The organism is Terrabacter sp. Soil810, from assembly GCF_001429645.1.
Classification (GTDB): domain Bacteria; phylum Actinomycetota; class Actinomycetes; order Actinomycetales; family Dermatophilaceae; genus Terrabacter.
On record NZ_LMSW01000011.1, the window covers coordinates 75055 to 92444 of the forward strand.

Consider the following 17390-nt stretch of genomic DNA (forward strand, 5'->3'; position numbering starts at 1 on the left):
ATGGCACTCAGCAAGAAGATCACCAAGGCTGTCAAGGACGCCCAGAAGCAGGCCGAGGCCGCCGTCGCCGACGTGCGCGGCCAGCTGGTCCAGGTCGAGGACCGTATGCCCGATGTCCAGGTCGACCCGACGCCGTTCTACGCCGTCGTCGGCGCCGCCAACATCGCGATCGACACGGTCCGCACGGCCGGCGAGCAGCTCGAGGTCGCGCGCAAGCAGGCCAAGGGTGTCGACCTGCGCAAGGGCGCCAAGAAGGAGGCCGACCAGATGCAGAAGGACCTCCAGAAGCGCATCGTCGACCTCCAGGGCCGCACGACCGAGCTGCAGAAGCTGGCGACGACGTATGCCGAGCGCTTCGTCACCCGGGCCCAGGACCTCCCGGCCCGCGTCCTCAACGAGGGTCTCGTCATCGCGAGCAACGCCAAGGACCAGTACGACGCCGCCGCGGCCCGTGGCGAGAAGGTCGTGACCGACCTCCGCGCCCACGGTGAGCGCACGGCCTACGACCTCGCCGAGCGCGGCACCGCCACGGTGACCCGTGGTCGTCGCGTCGCCGGTGCTGCTGTGAGCGAGGGCGAGAAGGTCGCCAAGAGCCTCAAGGGTGTCGTCGTCAAGGACGCCTCCACGCTCGGCTCGCAGGTCTCCTCCTCGGTCGAGGCCGTCGAGTCGGCCGCCGCACCGGTCCCGGCCAAGCGCACCGCCGCCCACCAGACGGCGATCCGCAAGTCGGCGGCCCAGAAGGCCGCGGCCACGCGCAAGGCCAACGAGGTCGAGGCCACGACGACCCGCAAGGTCGCCGCTCGCAGCTCTGCCACGACCGACGACCCGCAGGCCACGGTGGCCCGCAAGGTCGCGCCGGCCAAGAAGGCGGCCAGGAAGACGGCCACCAAGACGGCGGCCGCGACCACGGGCGCGGCCAAGACCGCGACGAAGAAGGCCACGCCGGCCAAGAAGACCGCCAAGAAGGCCTCGACGGCCACGAGCACGACCGGCACCTCGACGGACTGACTCGTCGAGCCGGCGCCCCCCGGGCGCCCGTCCGTACGACAGGGCCGCCACCCCCACCGGGGTGGCGGCCCTGCTGCGTCGCTCCGGCATACTGCGGGACGTGTCCGTTCACCTTGCCCCGCCGTCCACCAACTCCGTCAGCGCGGCGCTCGCCGACGCCCCGATCGTCGCGCACGTCGTGCGGGACGGGTTCGTCGAGTCGGTGCACCACGGGACGGCCGTCGTCACGGCTCCCGACGGCTCGGTCGAGCTGGAGATCGGCGACTCGAGCGGCGCAGTCTTCCCCCGCAGCTCGAGCAAGCCCCTCCAGGCGCTCGCGATGGTGCGCAGCGGCCTCGCGACCGACGGCCACCTGCTGTCGCTCGCGTGTGCCAGCCACTCGGGCGAGGACTTCCACGTCGAGGGTGCGCGCGAGATCCTCGCCGGCGCCGGCCTGACCGAGGCCGACCTCCAGAACACCCCCGACTACCCCTACGACGAGTCCGCCCGCATCGGGTGGATCGCGAGCGGGCGACCGCGGCAGTCGATCGCGCAGAACTGCTCGGGCAAGCACGCCTCGATGCTCGCGACGTGTGTCGTCAACGGGTGGGACCTCGCGACCTACCGCGACCCCGCGCACCCGCTCCAGGTGGCCGTGGCCGAGACCGTCCGCGAGCTCACGGGCGCCGAGCCGAGCGCCGTCGCCGTCGACGGCTGCGGTGCGCCGATCCACGCGGTGCCCCTGCGCGCCCTCGCCCGCTCGTTCGGCCGTCTCGCAGCGGCGACCGAGGGGCCGGAGGCCAAGATCACCAGGGCCATCCGGGACTTCCCGGAGTACCTCGGCGGCACGCACCGCGACGTCACCGCCCTGATCCGGGGTGTCGACGGCCTCGTCGCCAAGGACGGCGCCGAGGCCGTCTACGCGGTGGGTCTGCCCGACGGCCGCGGCATCGCGGTCAAGGTCGCCGACGGCACGTCGCGCGCCCGCAGCGTCCTGCTGGCCGCCGTGCTGCGGCGCATCGGCGTCGGCAGCGAGGACGTCCTCGCGGTGCTCGAGCACCAGCCCGTGCTCGGCCACGGCCAGCCCGTGGGGTCCGTCGTCGCCGTCGGCGTCTGAGCCGGCCGAGGTGGCCGAGGTGGCCGACGCGGCCGGGACGACGGTGAGGTCGACGTGAGGGCGGTGCTCCAGCGCGTCACGAGCGCGAGGGTCGAGGTGGACGGCGAGGTCGTGGGCGCCATCGACCGCCCCGGACTGCTGGCGCTCGTCGGCGTCACCCACGACGACGGTCCCGAGCAGGTCGAGCGGATGGCCCGCAAGATCGCCGAGCTGCGGATCCTGCGCGACGAGGAGAGCCTCACCGATGCCGGGGCCCCCGTCCTCGTCGTCAGCCAGTTCACGCTCCACGCCGACACCCGCAAGGGCCGCCGCCCGTCGTGGAGTGCGGCCGCACCGGGGCCGGTGGCGGAGCCGATCGTCGCCGACCTCGTGGCCGCGCTGCGCGCTCGGGGGATCGAGGTCGAGCAGGGCCGTTTCGGCGCCATGATGCAGGTGTCGCTGGTCAACGACGGTCCCTTCACGCTCGTCGTGGACGTCTGACCAGGACGTTCGCGGCCGGCCCGACGGCAGAAGTCTGGGAGCCGGCTGGGAGAGGTCGGGCCCACGTCGCCGGGTTACGCTGCACCCATGCAGCTCTATGCCGGTTACCAGAGCCTCGTCACCCTCGTCATCGGAGTGGTGGCCCTGGGTTGCGAGATCTTCGCCTTCGTCGACGCCCTGCGCCACCCGGAGAACGCCTACGTCGCCGCGAGCAAGCGCACCAAGCGCTTCTGGCTCGTGATCACGGGCGTGGCCCTGGTCCTCGGGTCCGTCTCGGTCTTCAACCCGATCGGCCTGCTGGGTCTGGCCGCGTTCCTCGGGGCCGCGGTCTACCTCGCCGACGTGCGTCCGGCGCTGCGCCAGGTCAGGGGTCTCGGAGGCCGCTCCAACACCGGGTGGTGACCCTCACGCGTCCGCCCGGGACACCGGGCGCGCCGCGTACGGCACACTGGTGCACTCACAACCGATAGGAGAACCATGTCCGACCAGCAGCCTGCTGCTGCCGTCGTCGACCACGAGCTCGACGCCCACCAGCACCAGAACTTCTCGTCTCCGCGTCACACCGCGGACGAGTACGACCTGGGCAACCGCAACCCGACCGAGGACATCTTCGTCGCCGAGCGGCCGTGGGGCGAGTTCCAGCAGTTCGTCTCCAACGAGCAGGTCACCGTCAAGATCATCACGGTGCAGCCCGGCCACCGGCTCTCCCTCCAGCGTCACGACCACCGCGGTGAGATGTGGCAGATCCTCGACGTGCCGATCGACGTCACGGTGGGTGACCGCACCTGGAGCGCCCAGCCTGGCGAGACGGTCTGGGTCCCGCGCAACTCGATCCACCGCATGGGCAACTCCGGGGAGCACCCGGGTCGTCTCCTCGAGGTCGGCTTCGGCCACTTCGACGAGTCCGACATCGAGCGCCTCGAGGACGACTACGTCCGCTGAGCGCGGACGCACCACGACCACGCACGAAAGCACGTATGCCGCCGGGCCCGCCGGGCGGCATACGTGCGTCCCGGGGCTGGTCGGCACCGGCGGGCAAGGCGCCGGCTGACTCAGCCGGCGCGTGACCGGCCCGGGTCGAGCGTCAGCTCCGCCCACACCACCTTGCCGCCGGGGACCGGGCTGTAGCCCCACCGCTCCGACAGGGCCGCGACGATGTCGACGCCGCGCCCGCTGACGTCGTCCACCGCGGCCGGTCGCCGCCTGAGCGGGGTGACGGCCGCGTCCTCGACGCCGATGCGCAGACCGCCCCGACGCCGGTCGACGACGACACGGAACGGGGAGGCGGCGTGGGTCAGGGCGTTGGTCGCGAGCTCGGAGACGATGAGGGCGGCATCGGTCGTGAGCGTGTCGTGGTCCCACGCCCGCAGCACGTCGACGACGAAGTGCCGCGCCGCGGGCACCGACTCGGCCGTCGGCAGGTAGACCCGGGAGCAGGCGTGGCCGGCAGCCAGCCGGGCCCCGTCGGTCGAGGTCGCTGCGCCCACCGGCATCAGGTCGGTGTGCAGGTCGCACACCCGCCGCACGTCGACGAGCTCGGCGTGGTCGAAGGCGCCCGTGGGGTAGGCGCAGAGCAGCGAGAAGTCGTACTCGCGCAGCAGCTCGTTCCAGAGCAGCTCGAGGTCGATGGCCTCCTCGATCTGCCCGCGCTGCCAGAGCACGGCGACCATCTCGCCGAACCCCCGGATCGGGCGGCCGGCGCCGGAGGCCTCGCTGACGACCTCGCCGACCCGCCGCATGAACAGGTCGGGGTCCAGGTGGCCGTCGACGAAGAGCTCGGACAGGGTCTGCTCGGCGTCGAGGGTCAGGTAGCGTCCGGCCGCCACTCGCGCGGCGGGGTCGTGCCCGAGCTCGAGCAGGAGCGCCTCCACGGCGGCCCGGTGGGCTGCCGTGGCCACGACGACGACACACTCGTCCTGGTCCCACCCGTCCGCGACGAATCGCGCGACGGCGCCGAAACCCTCACTGTCGAGCGTGTAGAAACTCACCGCATGGCCTCGCCCCCACGCGGCCGTGCCGCCGTGCGACATGGTGCCGATGCTACGCCGCCGTCGAGCTCGTCGACGGCGGCGCTACCTGTGAGTGCCGAGTGGGGGAACAGAGCGGGACAAGGCGGCCCAAACCTGAGCGGCTGATCGGGATGGGCAGCTCAGCGGGGGAGCGGCGCCACCGCCGCCCAGTCGACGGTGAGCTCGCCGAGCCGCCAGCGTGCGGGACCGTCGAGCAACGGCCACCTCTCGCGTACCTCGGCCACGGCGGCGAGGAAGCGCTGGCGCGCACCCCAGGAGGACTGGGGGGCGCTGCGGGCCCAGGCGCGGTCGAGGTCGGCGAGGAACGCATGGACCGGTTCGCCCGGCACGTTGCGGTGGATGAGCGACTTGGGCAGGCGCTCGGCGACGTCGGAGGGACGGTCGAGGCCGCCCATCCGCACCGAGATGGTCAGGCTGACGGGACCGGTCGCGTCGACCGCGACCCACGACGCACGGCGCCCGATCTCGTCGCACGTCCCGTCCACGAGCAGCCCGTCCGGGGCGAGACGTTCCCGGACCAAGGCCCAGGCGGCCGGCACCTCGTCCTCGGCGTACTGCCGCAGCACGTTGAAGGCACGCACGACGGTGGGGCGGGCGCCGTCGTCGAGGGGCACCTCGAAGCCTCCGACGCGGAAGGACAGCCCGTCACGCTCGAGCGGCTTCGCCGCGGCGACCCGGGCGGGCTCGATCTCGATGCCGACGACCCGGACGTCCGCCCGCACGCGCTGCAGTCGGTCGTGCAGCTCGACCGCGGTGATGGGGGAGGCGCCGTAGCCGAGGTCGACCACGACCGGGGGCGTCGGGCTCCGTCGCAGTCGCCACGCCTGCGGTCCGGCGATCCACCGGTCGCAGCGCCGCAGCCGGTTCGGGTTCGTCGTCCCGCGCGTCACCGTGCCGACGGGGCGTTGACGTGGAGGCACCTCCGCAGCCTAGTCAGCGCCGCACGACCGCGGTTCGATGTGTTCCCCGGTCACGGGCGACCGCGGAATACATCGAATCGTGCGTGTGGTTGAGTCGAGGAAGAGCATGTCGACGAGCAGCGAGCAGGACGAAGGGATGCCGATGGCGGCCGATCCGAGACGTGTGGCGATGATCAGCGTCCACACCTCGCCCCTGGAGCAGCCGGGCACCGGCGACGCCGGAGGTCTCAACGTCTACGTCGCCGAGACCGCGAAGGAGCTCGCCGCGAGGGGCATCGAGGTCGACATCTTCACCCGACGCACCACCGGCGCGACGCCGGTCGAGGCCGACCTCGTGCCGGGCGTCCGGGTGCGGCACGTGACCGCCGGTCCCTACGAGGGTCTCGCCAAGGAGGACCTGCCGGGCCAGCTGTGCGCCTTCTCCGCCGGCATCATGCAGGCCGGGCTCTCGGTCCCCGAGGACCACTACGACCTCGTCCACTCGCACTACTGGCTCTCGGGCCAGGTCGGCTGGCTCGCCGCCGACCGCTGGCGGGTCGCGCTCGTGCACACGATGCACACCATGGCGCGCGTCAAGAACCTCCACCTTGCCGAGGGCGACCCACCCGAGCCGCGCGGCCGCGAGATCGGTGAGGTCCAGGTCGTCGAGGCGGCCGACCGCCTCATCGCCAACACCGACGACGAGGCCCGTGAGCTCATCGAGCTCTATGCGGCCCCGCCGGCCAAGGTGTCCGTCGTCCCACCCGGGGTCGACCTGTCGACCTTCACCCCCGGCGACCGGGGTGCGGCGCGCCGGGCCCTCGGCCTGCCGGTCGAGGGTGAGCTGCTCCTCTTCGTCGGGCGCATCCAGCCGCTCAAGGCGCCCGACGTGCTGCTCCGCGTCGCGGGCGAGCTGCTGCACCGGGACCCGTCACGCCGCAGGCGCCTCACCGTCGCCGTGCTCGGCGGACCCAGTGGAAGCGGCCTCACCCGGCCGCACGAGCTCGAGGAGCTCGCCCGCACCCTCGGCATCGACGACGTCGTCCGCTTCGTGCCACCCGTCGACCGTCAGGTGCTCGCGCAGTGGTACCGCGCCGCCGACCTCGTCCTCGTCCCGAGCCACTCCGAGTCCTTCGGCCTCGTGGCCATCGAGGCCCAGGCCTGTGGGACCCCGGTCGTCGCCGCCCACGTCGGCGGACTCCCGACCGCCGTTGGTGACGCGGGTTTCCTGGTCGACGGCCACGCGACCCCCGACTGGACCGACGCCGTCGAGTCCCTGCTGCGCGACGACGACCGCCGCCTCGCGCTGGGCTCCGCAGCGGTCGCACACGCCGCCCAGTTCGGCTGGGGCGCGACCACCGACCGGCTCCTCGAGGTCTACCGGCAGGCGATCCGCGAGCGGGCCGATGGCGGCAACGAGTCGCCCATCGACGAGGGTCAGAGTCTCGTCGGCGTCCCGACGGCGGTGATCCCGTGAGCGCCGAGCCCACCGACAACCCCGCAGACGACGACCCCGCAGACGACAACCCGGCCGCGGCCGCGGAGGCCCGCCTCACGGCATACCTCGGCTCGGTCGGTCTCGACTGGGAGCTCGGCGGACGCCCGGGGGAGTACGTCGTCACCCTGCCCGGGGAGAAGAAGCTCAAGACCGTCGTGTCGGTCCTCGTGCGCGACCGGACGACGAGCGTCAGCGCCTTCGTCATCCGCAACCCGGACGAGAACCACGAGGCGTTCTACCGCACGCTGCTGCGCAAGAACCTGCGGCTGCAGGGCGTCGCCTACGCCGTCGACACCGACGGCGACGTCTACCTCCGCGGTGAGGTGCCGACCGTCGCGGTCGAGCCCGAGCACCTGGACCAGCTCTTCGGGATCGTCCTGTCCGCGAGCGACGACGTCTTCAACGAGCTGCTCGCGCTCGGCTTCCTCGGCTCGATGCGCAAGGAGTGGGCCTGGCGGGTCTCGCGAGGGGAGTCCACCCGCAACCTCGACGCCTTCCGTCACCTGCTGGACGACAGGTCGGAGCCCTGATCGGCCGTCGCTAGGCTGGCCCGCATGACCTACACGCTCGTCCTCGTCCGTCACGGCGAAAGCGACTGGAACGCCAAGAACCTCTTCACCGGCTGGGTCGACGTCGACCTCACCGACCAGGGCCGCGCCGAGGGCGTGCGCGCCGGCGAGCAGCTCAAGGACGCCGGCATCCTGCCGGACATCGTGCACACCTCGCTGCTGCGCCGTGCCATCACGACCGCGAACCTCTCGCTCGACGCGGCGGACCGCCACTGGATCCCCGTCAAGCGCGACTGGCGCCTCAACGAACGTCACTACGGCGCGCTCCAGGGCAAGAACAAGAAGCAGACCCTCGAGGAGTTCGGCGAGGAGAGGTTCATGGAGTGGCGCCGCTCCTACGACGTGCCGCCGCCGCCCATCGCCGAGGACGACGAGTTCTCGCAGCACGGAGACGCCCGATACGCCGGCCTCGGCGCGGCCATGCCCGCCACGGAGTGCCTCAAGGACGTCGTGACACGGCTGATGCCCTACTGGGAGAGCGAGATCCAGAACGACCTCGCCGACGGCCTGACCGTCATGGTCGCCGCGCACGGCAACTCGCTGCGGGCCCTCGTCAAGACCCTCGACGGCATCTCTGACGACGACATCGCCGGCCTCAACATCCCCACCGGCATGCCGCTCGTCTACGAGCTCGACGAGTCGTTCCGCCCCGTGACCCGGGGTGGGCGCTACCTCGACCCCGAGGCCGCCCGCGCCGCCGCCGAGGCCGTCGCCAACCAGGGCCGCTGACGGCCCCGACCGTCGAACCGTCGAAAGGCCACGAACCGGAGCCCGGTTCGTGGCCTTTTCGAGGTTGCAGAAGGTGAGGGTCAGGAGTCGTGCTCGATGGCCTCGAGCACGTCGGCGTCCTCGGCGTCCTCGTGGTCGTAGCTCACCTCGGAGTCGTACTCACCGGTGACGAGGTAGATGACGCGGCGTGCCACCGACACCGCGTGGTCGGCGAAGCGCTCGTAGTAGCGGCCGACGAGCGTCAGGTCGAGGATCGCGCTGCGCGACCACGACGTGTTCTCGTCGAGCAGGGCGGCGAAGAGCTCGCGGTGGAGGTCGTCCATCGCGTCGTCGTCCTTCTCGAGGGCGATGGCCGCAGCGACGTCCTTGCTCGCGATGATCGACCCGCACTTGGCGACGATCGACTCGGCGACCTGGCCCATCTGCAGGATGTGCGAGCGCAGCTCCGGTGGCACTGCCGAGTCGGGCGTGCGCAGGCGGGCCACCTTGGCGACGTGACGGGCGAGGTCGCCCATCCGCTCGAGGTCGGAGCTCATGTGCATCGCCGTCACGACGATGCGCAGGTCGGTGGCCACCGGCTGCTGGCGGGCGAGGAGGTCGATCGACAGCTCGTCGAGCTCGACGCGGATGTCGTCGAGCTTGCGGTCTGCCTCGATGACCGACTCGGCGAGGTGGACGTCGGCGTCGAGCAGTGCGGTCGTGGCCCGGGAGATGGCCGACCCCGCGAGGCGCGTCATTTCGACGAGCTGGTCCGAGATCGTGTCGAGGTCCTCGTGGAACTGGTCGCGCATGGTCTTCCTGTCAGTTGCCGGTCGTGCGTGGTCGTGCGTGTCGTCGTGCGTGGTCGTGCGTGGTCGTGCCAGCGGTGGGTCGTGCTGCGGCGGGCGCCACCTCGGGAACCAGCCTGCCACTCGCGACGCGCGGGACGGCATACGAACGGGGTGGCACGTCCCCCGCTGGTGCAGAGGTTGGCAGGGCTTCGTGAATGGGTGGGGACGCCAAGGTGAACAGTGGGTTCGCGCTCAGCACGAGCGTGTCGCGCGTGGTCCGACCCTCCCGCGGTGATGCGTACGCTGAGTGTCGTGGACCCGACGACCGCGGCAACGCTCGGTGGAATCGCCGGCCTCGCCCTTGGCGGCCTGGCGATGGTCGCCGTGCGCCTGTCGGACCGCTCGACCGCCGCCGAGATGCCCCCGCCACCCGACCCGCCGCTGCCCCCCGGTGTCGGTGAGGTGATCGCGGTGCTGCGCTCGAGCGGCATCCTCGTCGACTCGTCCGACCGGGTCGTCAACAACAGCCCTGCCGCGGTGGCCCAGGGCCTCGTGCGCGGCCAGGAGCTCGTCCACCCGGAGCTGCTCCACCTCGCCCGCGCGGTGCGCCGCGACGGCGTCATCCGCGAGGCCGAGCTGGCCCTGCAGAAGGGCATCGGGGACGGCCGGCTCGTCGTCGCGGCCCGCGTGGCACCGCTCGGCGCCGACCATGTCCTCCTCCTCGTCGAGGACCGCTCCAAGGCGGCGCGCGTCGAGGAGATCCGTCGCGACTTCCTCGCGAACGTCAGCCACGAGCTCAAGACCCCGGTCGGCGGCATCTCGCTGCTCGCCGAGGCCGTCCTCGACGCGCACGACGACCCCGAGGCCGTGGCGCGCTTCGCCAAGCGGATCAGCGTCGAGTCGGACCGGCTGACCCGGCTGGTCAAGGAGATCGTCGAGCTGTCCCGCCTGCAGGGCGCCGACGTCATCAAGGACCCGACCCTCATCGACGTCGGGGCGTGCGCCGGAGATGCCGCCGACCGCAGTCGCCTCATAGCCGAGGAGCACCGCATCGAGCTCGTCACGGCCATCGACGAGGGCTGCGAGGTCTGGGGGGACGCCGAGCTCGTGACCACCGCGATCAGCAACCTCGTCGGCAACGCCATCGCCTACTCCGACACGGGCACCCGGGTCGGGGTCATGGTGCGTCGAGGTCGTGCGGGTGTCATCGACGTCTCCGTCACCGACCAGGGCCTCGGCATCGCCCCCGACGAGCAGCAGCGCATCTTCGAGCGCTTCTACCGCGTCGACACGGCCCGGTCGCGTGCCACCGGCGGCACCGGGCTCGGCCTGGCCATCGTCAAGCACGTCGCCGACAACCACGGCGGCAACGTGTCGGTGTGGTCCGAGCCCGGCCGCGGGTCGACGTTCACCATCGAGCTGCCCGCCGCGAACGCCTCCGCCGCGATCGCGCCCTCTCGACCGACGACGTATGCCGCCCTCCCGCCCGACGCGGCGGCTGCGGCGGCCACGCCGGCCGAGCCGGACGCTTCGGCCACGCCGGGTGCACCGGACCCGCCGGGTGCCGCACCGCCGCGCCGGCCCGACCCCGTCCGTCAACGCCTAGCCACGTCCCCACCGCCCGAGCAGCTCACCCAGTTCCCACGCTGCCCGACCCCGAGAGGCCTGTCTTGAGTCGCATTCTCATCGTCGAGGACGAGGTGTCGTTCTCCGACCCGCTGTCCTACCTGCTGAAGAAGGAGGGCTACGACGTCGCCGTGGCCGAGACCGGGCCCGACGGCCTGGCCGAGTTCGACAAGAACGGCGCCGACCTCGTCCTGCTCGACCTCATGCTGCCCGGCCTGTCGGGCGTCGACGTGTGCCGGGCGCTGCGCCAGCGCTCCTCGGTGCCGGTCATCATGCTGACCGCCAAGGACAGCGAGATCGACAAGGTCGTGGGTCTCGAGATCGGTGCCGACGACTACGTCACGAAGCCCTACTCCAGCCGTGAGCTGCTCGCGCGCGTCAAGGCCGTGCTCCGCCGGCTCGCCGAGCCCGAGGACCTGCTGCCCTCGACGCTCGAGTCGGGTCCGGTGCGCATGGACGTCGAGCGCCACACGGTCAGCGTCCAGGGCCGGTCGGCGTCCTTGCCGCTCAAAGAGTTCGAGCTGCTCGAGATGCTGCTGCGCAACTCCGGTCGCGTGCTGACGCGCATGCAGCTCATCGACCGTGTGTGGGGCAGCGACTACGTCGGCGACACGAAGACGCTCGACGTCCACGTCAAGCGCCTGCGCGCCAAGATCGAGCCCGACCCGGCCAACCCGGTGCACATCGTCACGGTGCGCGGGCTGGGCTACAAGTTCGAGGCCGGCTGACCCCCACCGTCGAGCGGCCACGAGTGGCCGCACCCACGTAGTCGAAAGGCCACTCCTCGCCGCGGGGAGTGGCCTTTCGACTACGTGGGTGGGCCGGACGTGGCCTCTCGACGGGGAGCGTCAGCTGCCGGTCGGGGCCGGCGTCACCGTGGCGTAGTAGCCGCTCGCCGTCAGCACCGGCACCTTGACGACGGTGGTGCCACCGGTGTCGGAGGTGATGGTGACCGGGGCGAGGCCGCCGGGCTTGGTCTTGACGTCGGTCAGCTGCAGGCCCTTGGTGGAGAGGTTGACCTGCTCGCGCGGGCCGAGCCGCACCTCGGAGCCGGTCGGGGCGCTGGTGGCGTTGGGGTCGGCCTGGGCGGCGATCTGGACGGTCATGTCCTGCTCGCCGAGGTTGATGGCCGAGCCGGAGATGACCACGGTGCCGTTGCCGTCACCGACGAGCAGGAGGTCGCGCACGGCGAGCTGGCCCACGTTGGCCGGCACACCATCGGCCGGCACGTAGGGGGTGTCGGTCTGGACGGGCGAGTTGACCTGGCAGCCGGTCGTCACGACGGCGAGGACGACACCGGCGAGCACGGTCGACACCCGGCGGGTGGACGGGCGACGCGCGGGGGTCAGGGCGGGGTATCGACGCTTCACGGGCGACAGCCTACCGGCGCGTGACCCCGCGGACCCGTGCACCCGCCGACTCGGCGCCGGCGAGCCGACGGACGGGCGCCGCGAAGGCGACGACACGGGGCCGGAAGGCCCCCGCGAAGCACGCCGAGCGGCCTTCTGTCAAGACGTCAATTACCGCGTGCCGCGCCCCCACTGTGGCTCTGACCTGCACTGATGCCAAATCCTGAGATCGCGATGTGCACAGCTTCGTGATAATCTGGAGGTCGCGAAAGGGGAAAACAGCAGATGGTTTTCAAGGTCGGCGAGACGGTCGTGTACCCCCACCACGGGGCTGCACTCATCGAAGAGATCAACACACGCACGATCAAGGGAGAGGACAAGCTCTACCTCAAGCTCAAGGTCGCCCAAGGTGACCTGACGATCGAGGTCCCCGCCGAGAACTGCGACCTCGTGGGTGTCCGCGACGTCGTCGGCAAGGAAGGCCTCGACCGCGTTTTCGAGGTGCTCCGCACGCCGCACACCGAGGAGCCGACCAACTGGTCGCGCCGCTACAAGGCGAACCTCGAGAAGCTCGCGTCGGGTGACGTCATCAAGGTCGCCGAGGTCGTGCGCGACCTGTGGCGTCGTGACCAGGACCGCGGTCTGTCGGCCGGCGAGAAGCGCATGCTCGCCAAGGCCCGCCAGATCCTCGTCTCCGAGCTCGCGCTCGCGGAGAAGACGAACGAGGAGAAGGCTGAGACCATCCTTGACGAGGTCCTCGCTTCCTGATCGGACAGCACACTGAACAACGAGACCGGAGCCGGTCGCGTCGGCGTCATCGTCGTCGCGGCCGGCTCCGGCTCGCGTCTGGGGGCAGGTCTGCCCAAGGCGTTCGTGCCCCTCGCCGGGGTGCCCCTGCTGGGGCACGCCCTGCGGGGGGTCCTGTCGTGCGCGACCGTGGTCCAGGTCGTCCTCGTCGTGCCGGACACCCACCGCGAGCAGGCCGCTGCCGTCGCTGATGGCGTATGCCGTGAGCTCGGGTCCGTGACGCCGGTGACCGTCGTGCCGGGCGGGGTCGAGCGGGGCGACTCCGTCGCAGCCGGTCTGCGCGCGCTCGGTGACGAGGTCGACATCGTCCTCGTCCACGACGCCGCCCGGTGCCTGACGCCCGTCGCGGTCTTCGACCGGGTGGTCGCCGCCGTCGCGGCGGGAGCCGTGGCCGTCGTGCCCGGCACCGCGGTCGTCGACACGATCAAGCAGGTCGACGCCGACGGGTTCGTCGTCGGCACGCCCGAGCGCTCGGCCCTGCGGGCGGTGCAGACGCCGCAGGGCTTCCGGCGTGACGTGCTCGAGCGTGCGCACGCCGTGTCGAGCGAGGCCACCGACGACGCGGGGCTCGTCGAACGGCTGGGCGAGCGGGTCCTCGTCGTCGAGGGCGACCCGAGGGCCCTCAAGGTGACGACGCCGAGCGACCTCGAGGCCGCCGCCCGCCTGCTCGCCACCTCCTGACCTCGATCCGACCTCGATCCGACCTCGGTTCGATGTGTTCTGCGGTCACGGGTGACCGCAGAACACATCGACCCCGGGAGTTGCCTATCCTCGGCAGCGTGACGACCGACCCCAGCACCGCCCTGTCCCGACCGACGGCTCTCATCACCGGTGGTGGCACCGGCATCGGTGCGGCCATCGCACGGCGGCTGTCGCGCGACGGCTTCGACGTCGTCGTCGCCGGCCGCCGTCGCGAGAAGCTCGACGAGGTCGTGGCCGACATCGAGAGCGCCGGCGGCTCCGCCCGTGCGCTCGTCATGGACGTCACCGACCCCGGGTCGGTGACCCAGGGCGTCGCGTCCCTCGACCGGTGCGACGTCGTCGTCAACAACGCAGGCGGTGCGCTGGGCGTGACCCGCGTCGAGGACGGCGACCCCGAGGAGTGGGAGCGGATGTTCGCCACGAACGTCGTCGGCACCCTCCGGGTCATCCAGGCCGTGCTGCCGCTCCTGCGGCGCTCCTCCCGCGCCACCATCGTCGACATCAGCTCCATCGCCGGTGAGCGCGTCTACGAGGGCGGTGCCGGCTACGTCGCCGCCAAGCACGGCACGTCCGTCGTCTCCGAGACGCTCCGGCTCGAGCTCAACGGAGAGAACATCCGCGTCGTCGACATCCGGCCCGGCATGGTGCACACCGAGGAGTTCTCCCTGACCCGCCTGCACGGGGACCGGGCCGCGGCCGACAAGGTCTACGACGGCGTCGACCGCCCGCTCGTCGCCGACGACGTCGCGGAGTGCGTCGGTTTCGTCGTGGGCCTGCCCCAGCACGTCAACATCGACACGATGGTGGTCAAGCCGGTGGCCCAGGCGGCCCCGCACAAGATCCACCGCGGCCCGATCGACTGGAAGGACGCCTGATGACCCACCTCCCGCGCGTCGGCGTGGGCGTCGACGTCCACGCGTACGCCCCGGAGGGCTCGGACCGGGAGCTCTGGGTGGCGGGACTGCAGTGGCCGGGGGAGCGCGGCCTCGACGGGCACTCCGACGCCGACGTCGCCGCCCACGCGGCCTGTGACGCGATCTTCTCGGCGGCCGGGATCGGTGACCTCGGCGCGCACTTCGGCACGTCGCGTCCCGAGCTCGCCGGAGCGTCCGGGGTCACGCTTCTCGCCGAGGCCGCGCGGCTCGTGCGCGAGGCCGGCTACGACATCGGCAACATCGCCGTCCAGGTCGTCGGCAACCGGCCCAAGGTCGGCGCCCGCCGTGCCGAGGCCGAGGCGGCCCTCGCCGCCGCGGCCGGCGCCCCGGTCTCGGTGAGCGGCACGACGACGGACGGGCTCGGCCTGACGGGTCGGGGCGAGGGCGTGGCCGCCGTCGCGACGGCCCTCGTCGTCGCTCGCTGAGGCCGCGCGAGGGCCGAGACACCTCGCCACGTCGGAACCGATCGACGGGCGCGCCGCTCGTAGTGCCGACCGCGTCCGCCCCCCGGCGGCTCGACGACTCACCTGAGGAGACCCGTGGACGACTCGTGGATGTGGCTGGTCTTCGGACCGGTCGCACTGATGCTCATCGTCTTCCTCGTCGCGATGTTCATCGCCCTCGCCGGCTGGAACCGTCCGGCCGAGCCGGAGCAGCTGCCGACCGCCTGGGACGTGCAGGTGCGGTCGCGTCGCGACGTCGCCGGTCCCGGCCGCATCGAGGTCCGCGACGGCCACGTCGCCTTCACGCCGGCGGGTGCCCAGGACGTCGCCTGGGCCGTGCCGGTCGCCGGCACCCGGGCGTCGCGCAACTACACGACGACGCGGTGGCCGGTGCTGCTGCGCACCACGGCCCACGGACGGATCTTCCTGCGTGTCGCTCCCGTCGACCACGACCTCGAGCACTCGCCGTGGGACCGGGCCCCGGTGCAGCGGCACGCCCAGCTCTTCCTCGCGGCGCTGCGCCGGGCCTGACGCTCGTTGCGCTGGGCCCCGCGGGACGTTTGGGTAGGTCATGGAGGGCCTCTCGGGCCGCACATCCGCAAGATCGACAGGAGTAGTCATGCCGCAGACCGTCAAGGGTGTCATCAGCCGCAGCAAGGGGGCCGACGTCGAGGTCGTCGACGTCGTCGTGCCCGACCCGGGTCCCGGCGAGGCGGTTGTCAGGATCGAGACCTGCGGGGTGTGCCACACCGACCTGCACTACCGCGAGGGCGGCATCAACGACGACTACCCGTTCCTGCTCGGCCACGAGGCCGCCGGCTACGTCGAGGCCGTCGGCGAGGGCGTCACCGACGTGGCTCCCGGCGACTTCGTCATCCTCAACTGGCGCGCCGTGTGCGGTCAGTGCCGGGCCTGCGCCAAGGGCAAGCCGTGGTACTGCTTCAACACCCACAACGCGACGCAGAAGATGACGCTGACCGACGGGACCGAGCTGACGCCCGCGCTCGGCATCGGGGCCTTCATCGAGAAGACGCTCGTCGCCGCGGGCCAGTGCACCACGGTGCCCGAGGCCGACGCCGCCGCCGTCGGTCTGCTCGGCTGCGGCGTCATGGCCGGCTTCGGCGCGGCCGTCAACACCGGCGGGGTGGGCCGCGGCGACTCGATCGCCGTCATCGGCTGCGGCGGGGTCGGCAACGCCGCGATCGCCGGCGCCAAGGTGGCCGGCGCGACGACGATCATCGCCGTCGACGTCAGCGACGCGAAGCTCGAGCAGGCGAAGCACTTCGGCGCCACGCACACCGTCAACAGCAAGAACACCGACGCCGTCGAGGCGATCCGCAGCCTCACCGACGGCAACGGCGCCGACGTCGTCGTCGAGGCGGTCGGCCGCCCCGAGACCTACGAGCAGGCGTTCTACGCCCGCGACCTCGCGGGCACCGTCGTACTCGTCGGCGTCCCGACGCCGGACCAGCAGGTCACCCTGCCGATGATCGACATCTTCGGCCGCGGCGGCGCCCTGAAGTCGAGCTGGTACGGCGACTGCCTCCCGAGCCGCGACTTCCCGATGCTCGTGGACCTCTACAAGCAGGGCCGCTTCGACCTCGACGCGTTCGTCACCGAGCGCATCGGCCTCGACGACATCGAGGCGGCGTTCGACAAGATGCACGCCGGCGAGGTCCTGCGATCGGTCGTCGAGCTGTGAGCGCCGACGGCGCGGCCGACCGGGTCACGCCCTCGCAGGGCGGCGTCCGCATCGACCACACGACGACCGAGGGCACCTTCAGCCTCGACGGCGGCACGTGGGAGGTCGAGAACAACGTGTGGGTCATCGGCGACGACACCCAGTGCGTCGTCATCGACGCCCCGCACGACGCCGCCCCGATCCTCGAGCTCGTCGGCGACCGCCGCCTGACCCACATCCTGCTGACGCACGCACACGACGACCACGTCACCGTCGTGCCCGAGCTGCTCGCCGCCTATCCCGGCGCGAAGGTGGCTCTCCACCCGGACGACCGGGTGCTGTGGGACCAGAGCCACCCCGACCTCACCCCGACCCTGGACCTCGCCGACGGCGACGTCGTGCAGGTCGCCGACGTCGAGCTGTTCGTGCTGCACACGCCGGGCCACGCGCCGGGCGCGTGCTGCTTCCACGCCCGCGACCTCGCCGTCGTCTTCACCGGTGACACGCTCTTCCAGGGTGGCCCCGGCGCGACGGGTCGGTCGTGGTCCGACTTCCCGACCATCGTCGAGTCGATCAAGGACCAGCTGCTCTCGCTCCCGCCCGAGACGACGGTCCTCACCGGCCACGGCCGCGCCACGACGATCGGCGACGAGCTGCCGGACGTCGAGGAGTGGATCCGCCGGGGTCACTGACCCCGCTGCGCCGCGTGACCCGGGCACACGGCATACGCCCTCGTGCCGTATGCCGTATGCCGTGTGCCCGAGGCCG

General features: G+C 71.9%; 21 protein-coding genes. 17 read left to right on the plus strand and 4 right to left on the minus strand.

Going from position 1 to position 17390, the window contains the following annotated elements; translation table 11 throughout:
• The 5 genes from ASG96_RS06225 (at position 1) to ASG96_RS06245 (ending at position 3526) form a co-directional block, all read left to right on the plus strand.
• Complete coding sequence (locus tag ASG96_RS06225; protein ID WP_057587361.1) at positions 1–1008, plus strand: hypothetical protein; 1008 nt, start codon at positions 1–3, stop codon at positions 1006–1008.
• A gap of 100 nt (positions 1009–1108) precedes the next feature.
• Positions 1109–2104: an asparaginase gene (locus ASG96_RS06230; protein WP_057588333.1), complete on the plus strand. Its 996-nt coding sequence runs from the start codon at positions 1109–1111 to the stop codon at positions 2102–2104.
• A 54-nt stretch (positions 2105–2158) separates the two neighbouring features.
• Positions 2159–2584, plus strand: a complete 426-nt coding sequence (dtd, locus tag ASG96_RS06235; RefSeq protein WP_056752232.1) for a D-aminoacyl-tRNA deacylase — start codon at positions 2159–2161, stop codon at positions 2582–2584.
• Between the two features lie 87 nt (positions 2585–2671).
• Positions 2672–2986 carry a DUF2516 family protein gene (locus ASG96_RS06240; protein ID WP_056752235.1) on the plus strand — a complete coding sequence of 105 codons (315 nt, stop codon included), beginning with the start codon at positions 2672–2674 and terminating at the stop codon, positions 2984–2986.
• A 75-nt stretch (positions 2987–3061) separates the two neighbouring features.
• A complete protein-coding gene (locus tag ASG96_RS06245) occupies positions 3062–3526 on the plus strand; it encodes a phosphomannose isomerase type II C-terminal cupin domain (protein ID WP_056752238.1) in 465 nt (154 codons plus the stop codon).
• 110 nt (positions 3527–3636) lie between these two features.
• Here the strand turns inward: ASG96_RS06245 and ASG96_RS06250 are convergent, their stop codons facing one another.
• Positions 3637–4572: an MEDS domain-containing protein gene (locus tag ASG96_RS06250; protein ID WP_162262024.1), complete on the minus strand. Its 936-nt coding sequence runs from the start codon at positions 4570–4572 to the stop codon at positions 3637–3639.
• A gap of 161 nt (positions 4573–4733) precedes the next feature.
• Positions 4734–5534 carry a hypothetical protein gene (locus tag ASG96_RS06255; protein ID WP_056752244.1) on the minus strand — a complete coding sequence of 267 codons (801 nt, stop codon included), beginning with the start codon at positions 5532–5534 and terminating at the stop codon, positions 4734–4736.
• A 106-nt stretch (positions 5535–5640) separates the two neighbouring features.
• Here ASG96_RS06255 and mshA point away from each other — a divergent pair, with 106 nt between their 5' ends.
• The 3 genes from mshA to ASG96_RS06270 are packed head-to-tail and all read left to right on the plus strand — an operon-like array spanning position 5641 to position 8309.
• Positions 5641–6990, plus strand: a complete 1350-nt coding sequence (mshA, locus tag ASG96_RS06260; protein ID WP_235509084.1) for a D-inositol-3-phosphate glycosyltransferase — start codon at positions 5641–5643, stop codon at positions 6988–6990.
• Complete coding sequence (locus ASG96_RS06265) at positions 6987–7541, plus strand: YbjN domain-containing protein (protein ID WP_057587367.1); 555 nt, start codon at positions 6987–6989, stop codon at positions 7539–7541. Before mshA ends, ASG96_RS06265 begins: the two co-directional genes overlap by 4 nt.
• A gap of 24 nt (positions 7542–7565) precedes the next feature.
• Entirely contained in the window at positions 7566–8309 is a 744-nt protein-coding gene (locus tag ASG96_RS06270) for a phosphoglyceromutase (protein WP_200958532.1), read from the plus strand.
• Between the two features lie 80 nt (positions 8310–8389).
• Here the strand turns inward: ASG96_RS06270 and phoU are convergent, their stop codons facing one another.
• Positions 8390–9100, minus strand: a complete 711-nt coding sequence (gene phoU / locus ASG96_RS06275; RefSeq protein ID WP_056752254.1) for a phosphate signaling complex protein PhoU — start codon at positions 9098–9100, stop codon at positions 8390–8392.
• A 291-nt stretch (positions 9101–9391) separates the two neighbouring features.
• Here phoU and ASG96_RS06280 point away from each other — a divergent pair, with 291 nt between their 5' ends.
• Both ASG96_RS06280 and ASG96_RS06285 read left to right on the plus strand, forming a co-directional pair.
• Positions 9392–10753 carry a cell wall metabolism sensor histidine kinase WalK gene (locus tag ASG96_RS06280; RefSeq protein ID WP_235509085.1) on the plus strand — a complete coding sequence of 454 codons (1362 nt, stop codon included), beginning with the start codon at positions 9392–9394 and terminating at the stop codon, positions 10751–10753.
• Positions 10750–11433 (plus strand): response regulator transcription factor, encoded by a 684-nt coding sequence (locus ASG96_RS06285; RefSeq protein WP_020145710.1) that lies wholly within the window; start codon positions 10750–10752, stop codon positions 11431–11433. Before ASG96_RS06280 ends, ASG96_RS06285 begins: the two co-directional genes overlap by 4 nt.
• 120 nt (positions 11434–11553) lie before the next feature.
• On the opposite strand, the gene ASG96_RS06290 is transcribed toward ASG96_RS06285, so the two are convergent.
• The gene (locus ASG96_RS06290) at positions 11554–12075 is read right to left on the minus strand and encodes a hypothetical protein (RefSeq protein ID WP_057587370.1); all 522 of its coding nucleotides are present in this window, start codon (positions 12073–12075) and stop codon (positions 11554–11556) included.
• Positions 12076–12339: 264 nt separating this feature from the next.
• Here ASG96_RS06290 and ASG96_RS06295 point away from each other — a divergent pair, with 264 nt between their 5' ends.
• From ASG96_RS06295 to ASG96_RS06325, 7 genes are all read left to right on the plus strand, one after another.
• Entirely contained in the window at positions 12340–12822 is a 483-nt protein-coding gene (locus tag ASG96_RS06295; protein WP_020145708.1) for a CarD family transcriptional regulator, read from the plus strand.
• Positions 12823–12870: 48 nt separating this feature from the next.
• Positions 12871–13542 (plus strand): 2-C-methyl-D-erythritol 4-phosphate cytidylyltransferase, encoded by a 672-nt coding sequence (gene ispD / locus ASG96_RS06300; protein WP_369813596.1) that lies wholly within the window; start codon positions 12871–12873, stop codon positions 13540–13542.
• A gap of 98 nt (positions 13543–13640) precedes the next feature.
• Positions 13641–14438 carry an SDR family oxidoreductase gene (locus ASG96_RS06305; protein WP_057587378.1) on the plus strand — a complete coding sequence of 266 codons (798 nt, stop codon included), beginning with the start codon at positions 13641–13643 and terminating at the stop codon, positions 14436–14438.
• Positions 14438–14923 (plus strand): 2-C-methyl-D-erythritol 2,4-cyclodiphosphate synthase, encoded by a 486-nt coding sequence (gene ispF, locus ASG96_RS06310; RefSeq protein ID WP_056752266.1) that lies wholly within the window; start codon positions 14438–14440, stop codon positions 14921–14923. Before ASG96_RS06305 ends, ispF begins: the two co-directional genes overlap by 1 nt.
• A 114-nt stretch (positions 14924–15037) precedes the next feature.
• Positions 15038–15472, plus strand: a complete 435-nt coding sequence (locus tag ASG96_RS06315) for a hypothetical protein (protein ID WP_056752268.1) — start codon at positions 15038–15040, stop codon at positions 15470–15472.
• 88 nt (positions 15473–15560) lie between these two features.
• Positions 15561–16643 carry an S-(hydroxymethyl)mycothiol dehydrogenase gene (locus tag ASG96_RS06320; protein WP_057587380.1) on the plus strand — a complete coding sequence of 361 codons (1083 nt, stop codon included), beginning with the start codon at positions 15561–15563 and terminating at the stop codon, positions 16641–16643.
• Positions 16640–17314, plus strand: a complete 675-nt coding sequence (locus ASG96_RS06325; RefSeq protein WP_057587383.1) for an MBL fold metallo-hydrolase — start codon at positions 16640–16642, stop codon at positions 17312–17314. Before ASG96_RS06320 ends, ASG96_RS06325 begins: the two co-directional genes overlap by 4 nt.
• Positions 17315–17390 lie beyond the last annotated feature (76 nt).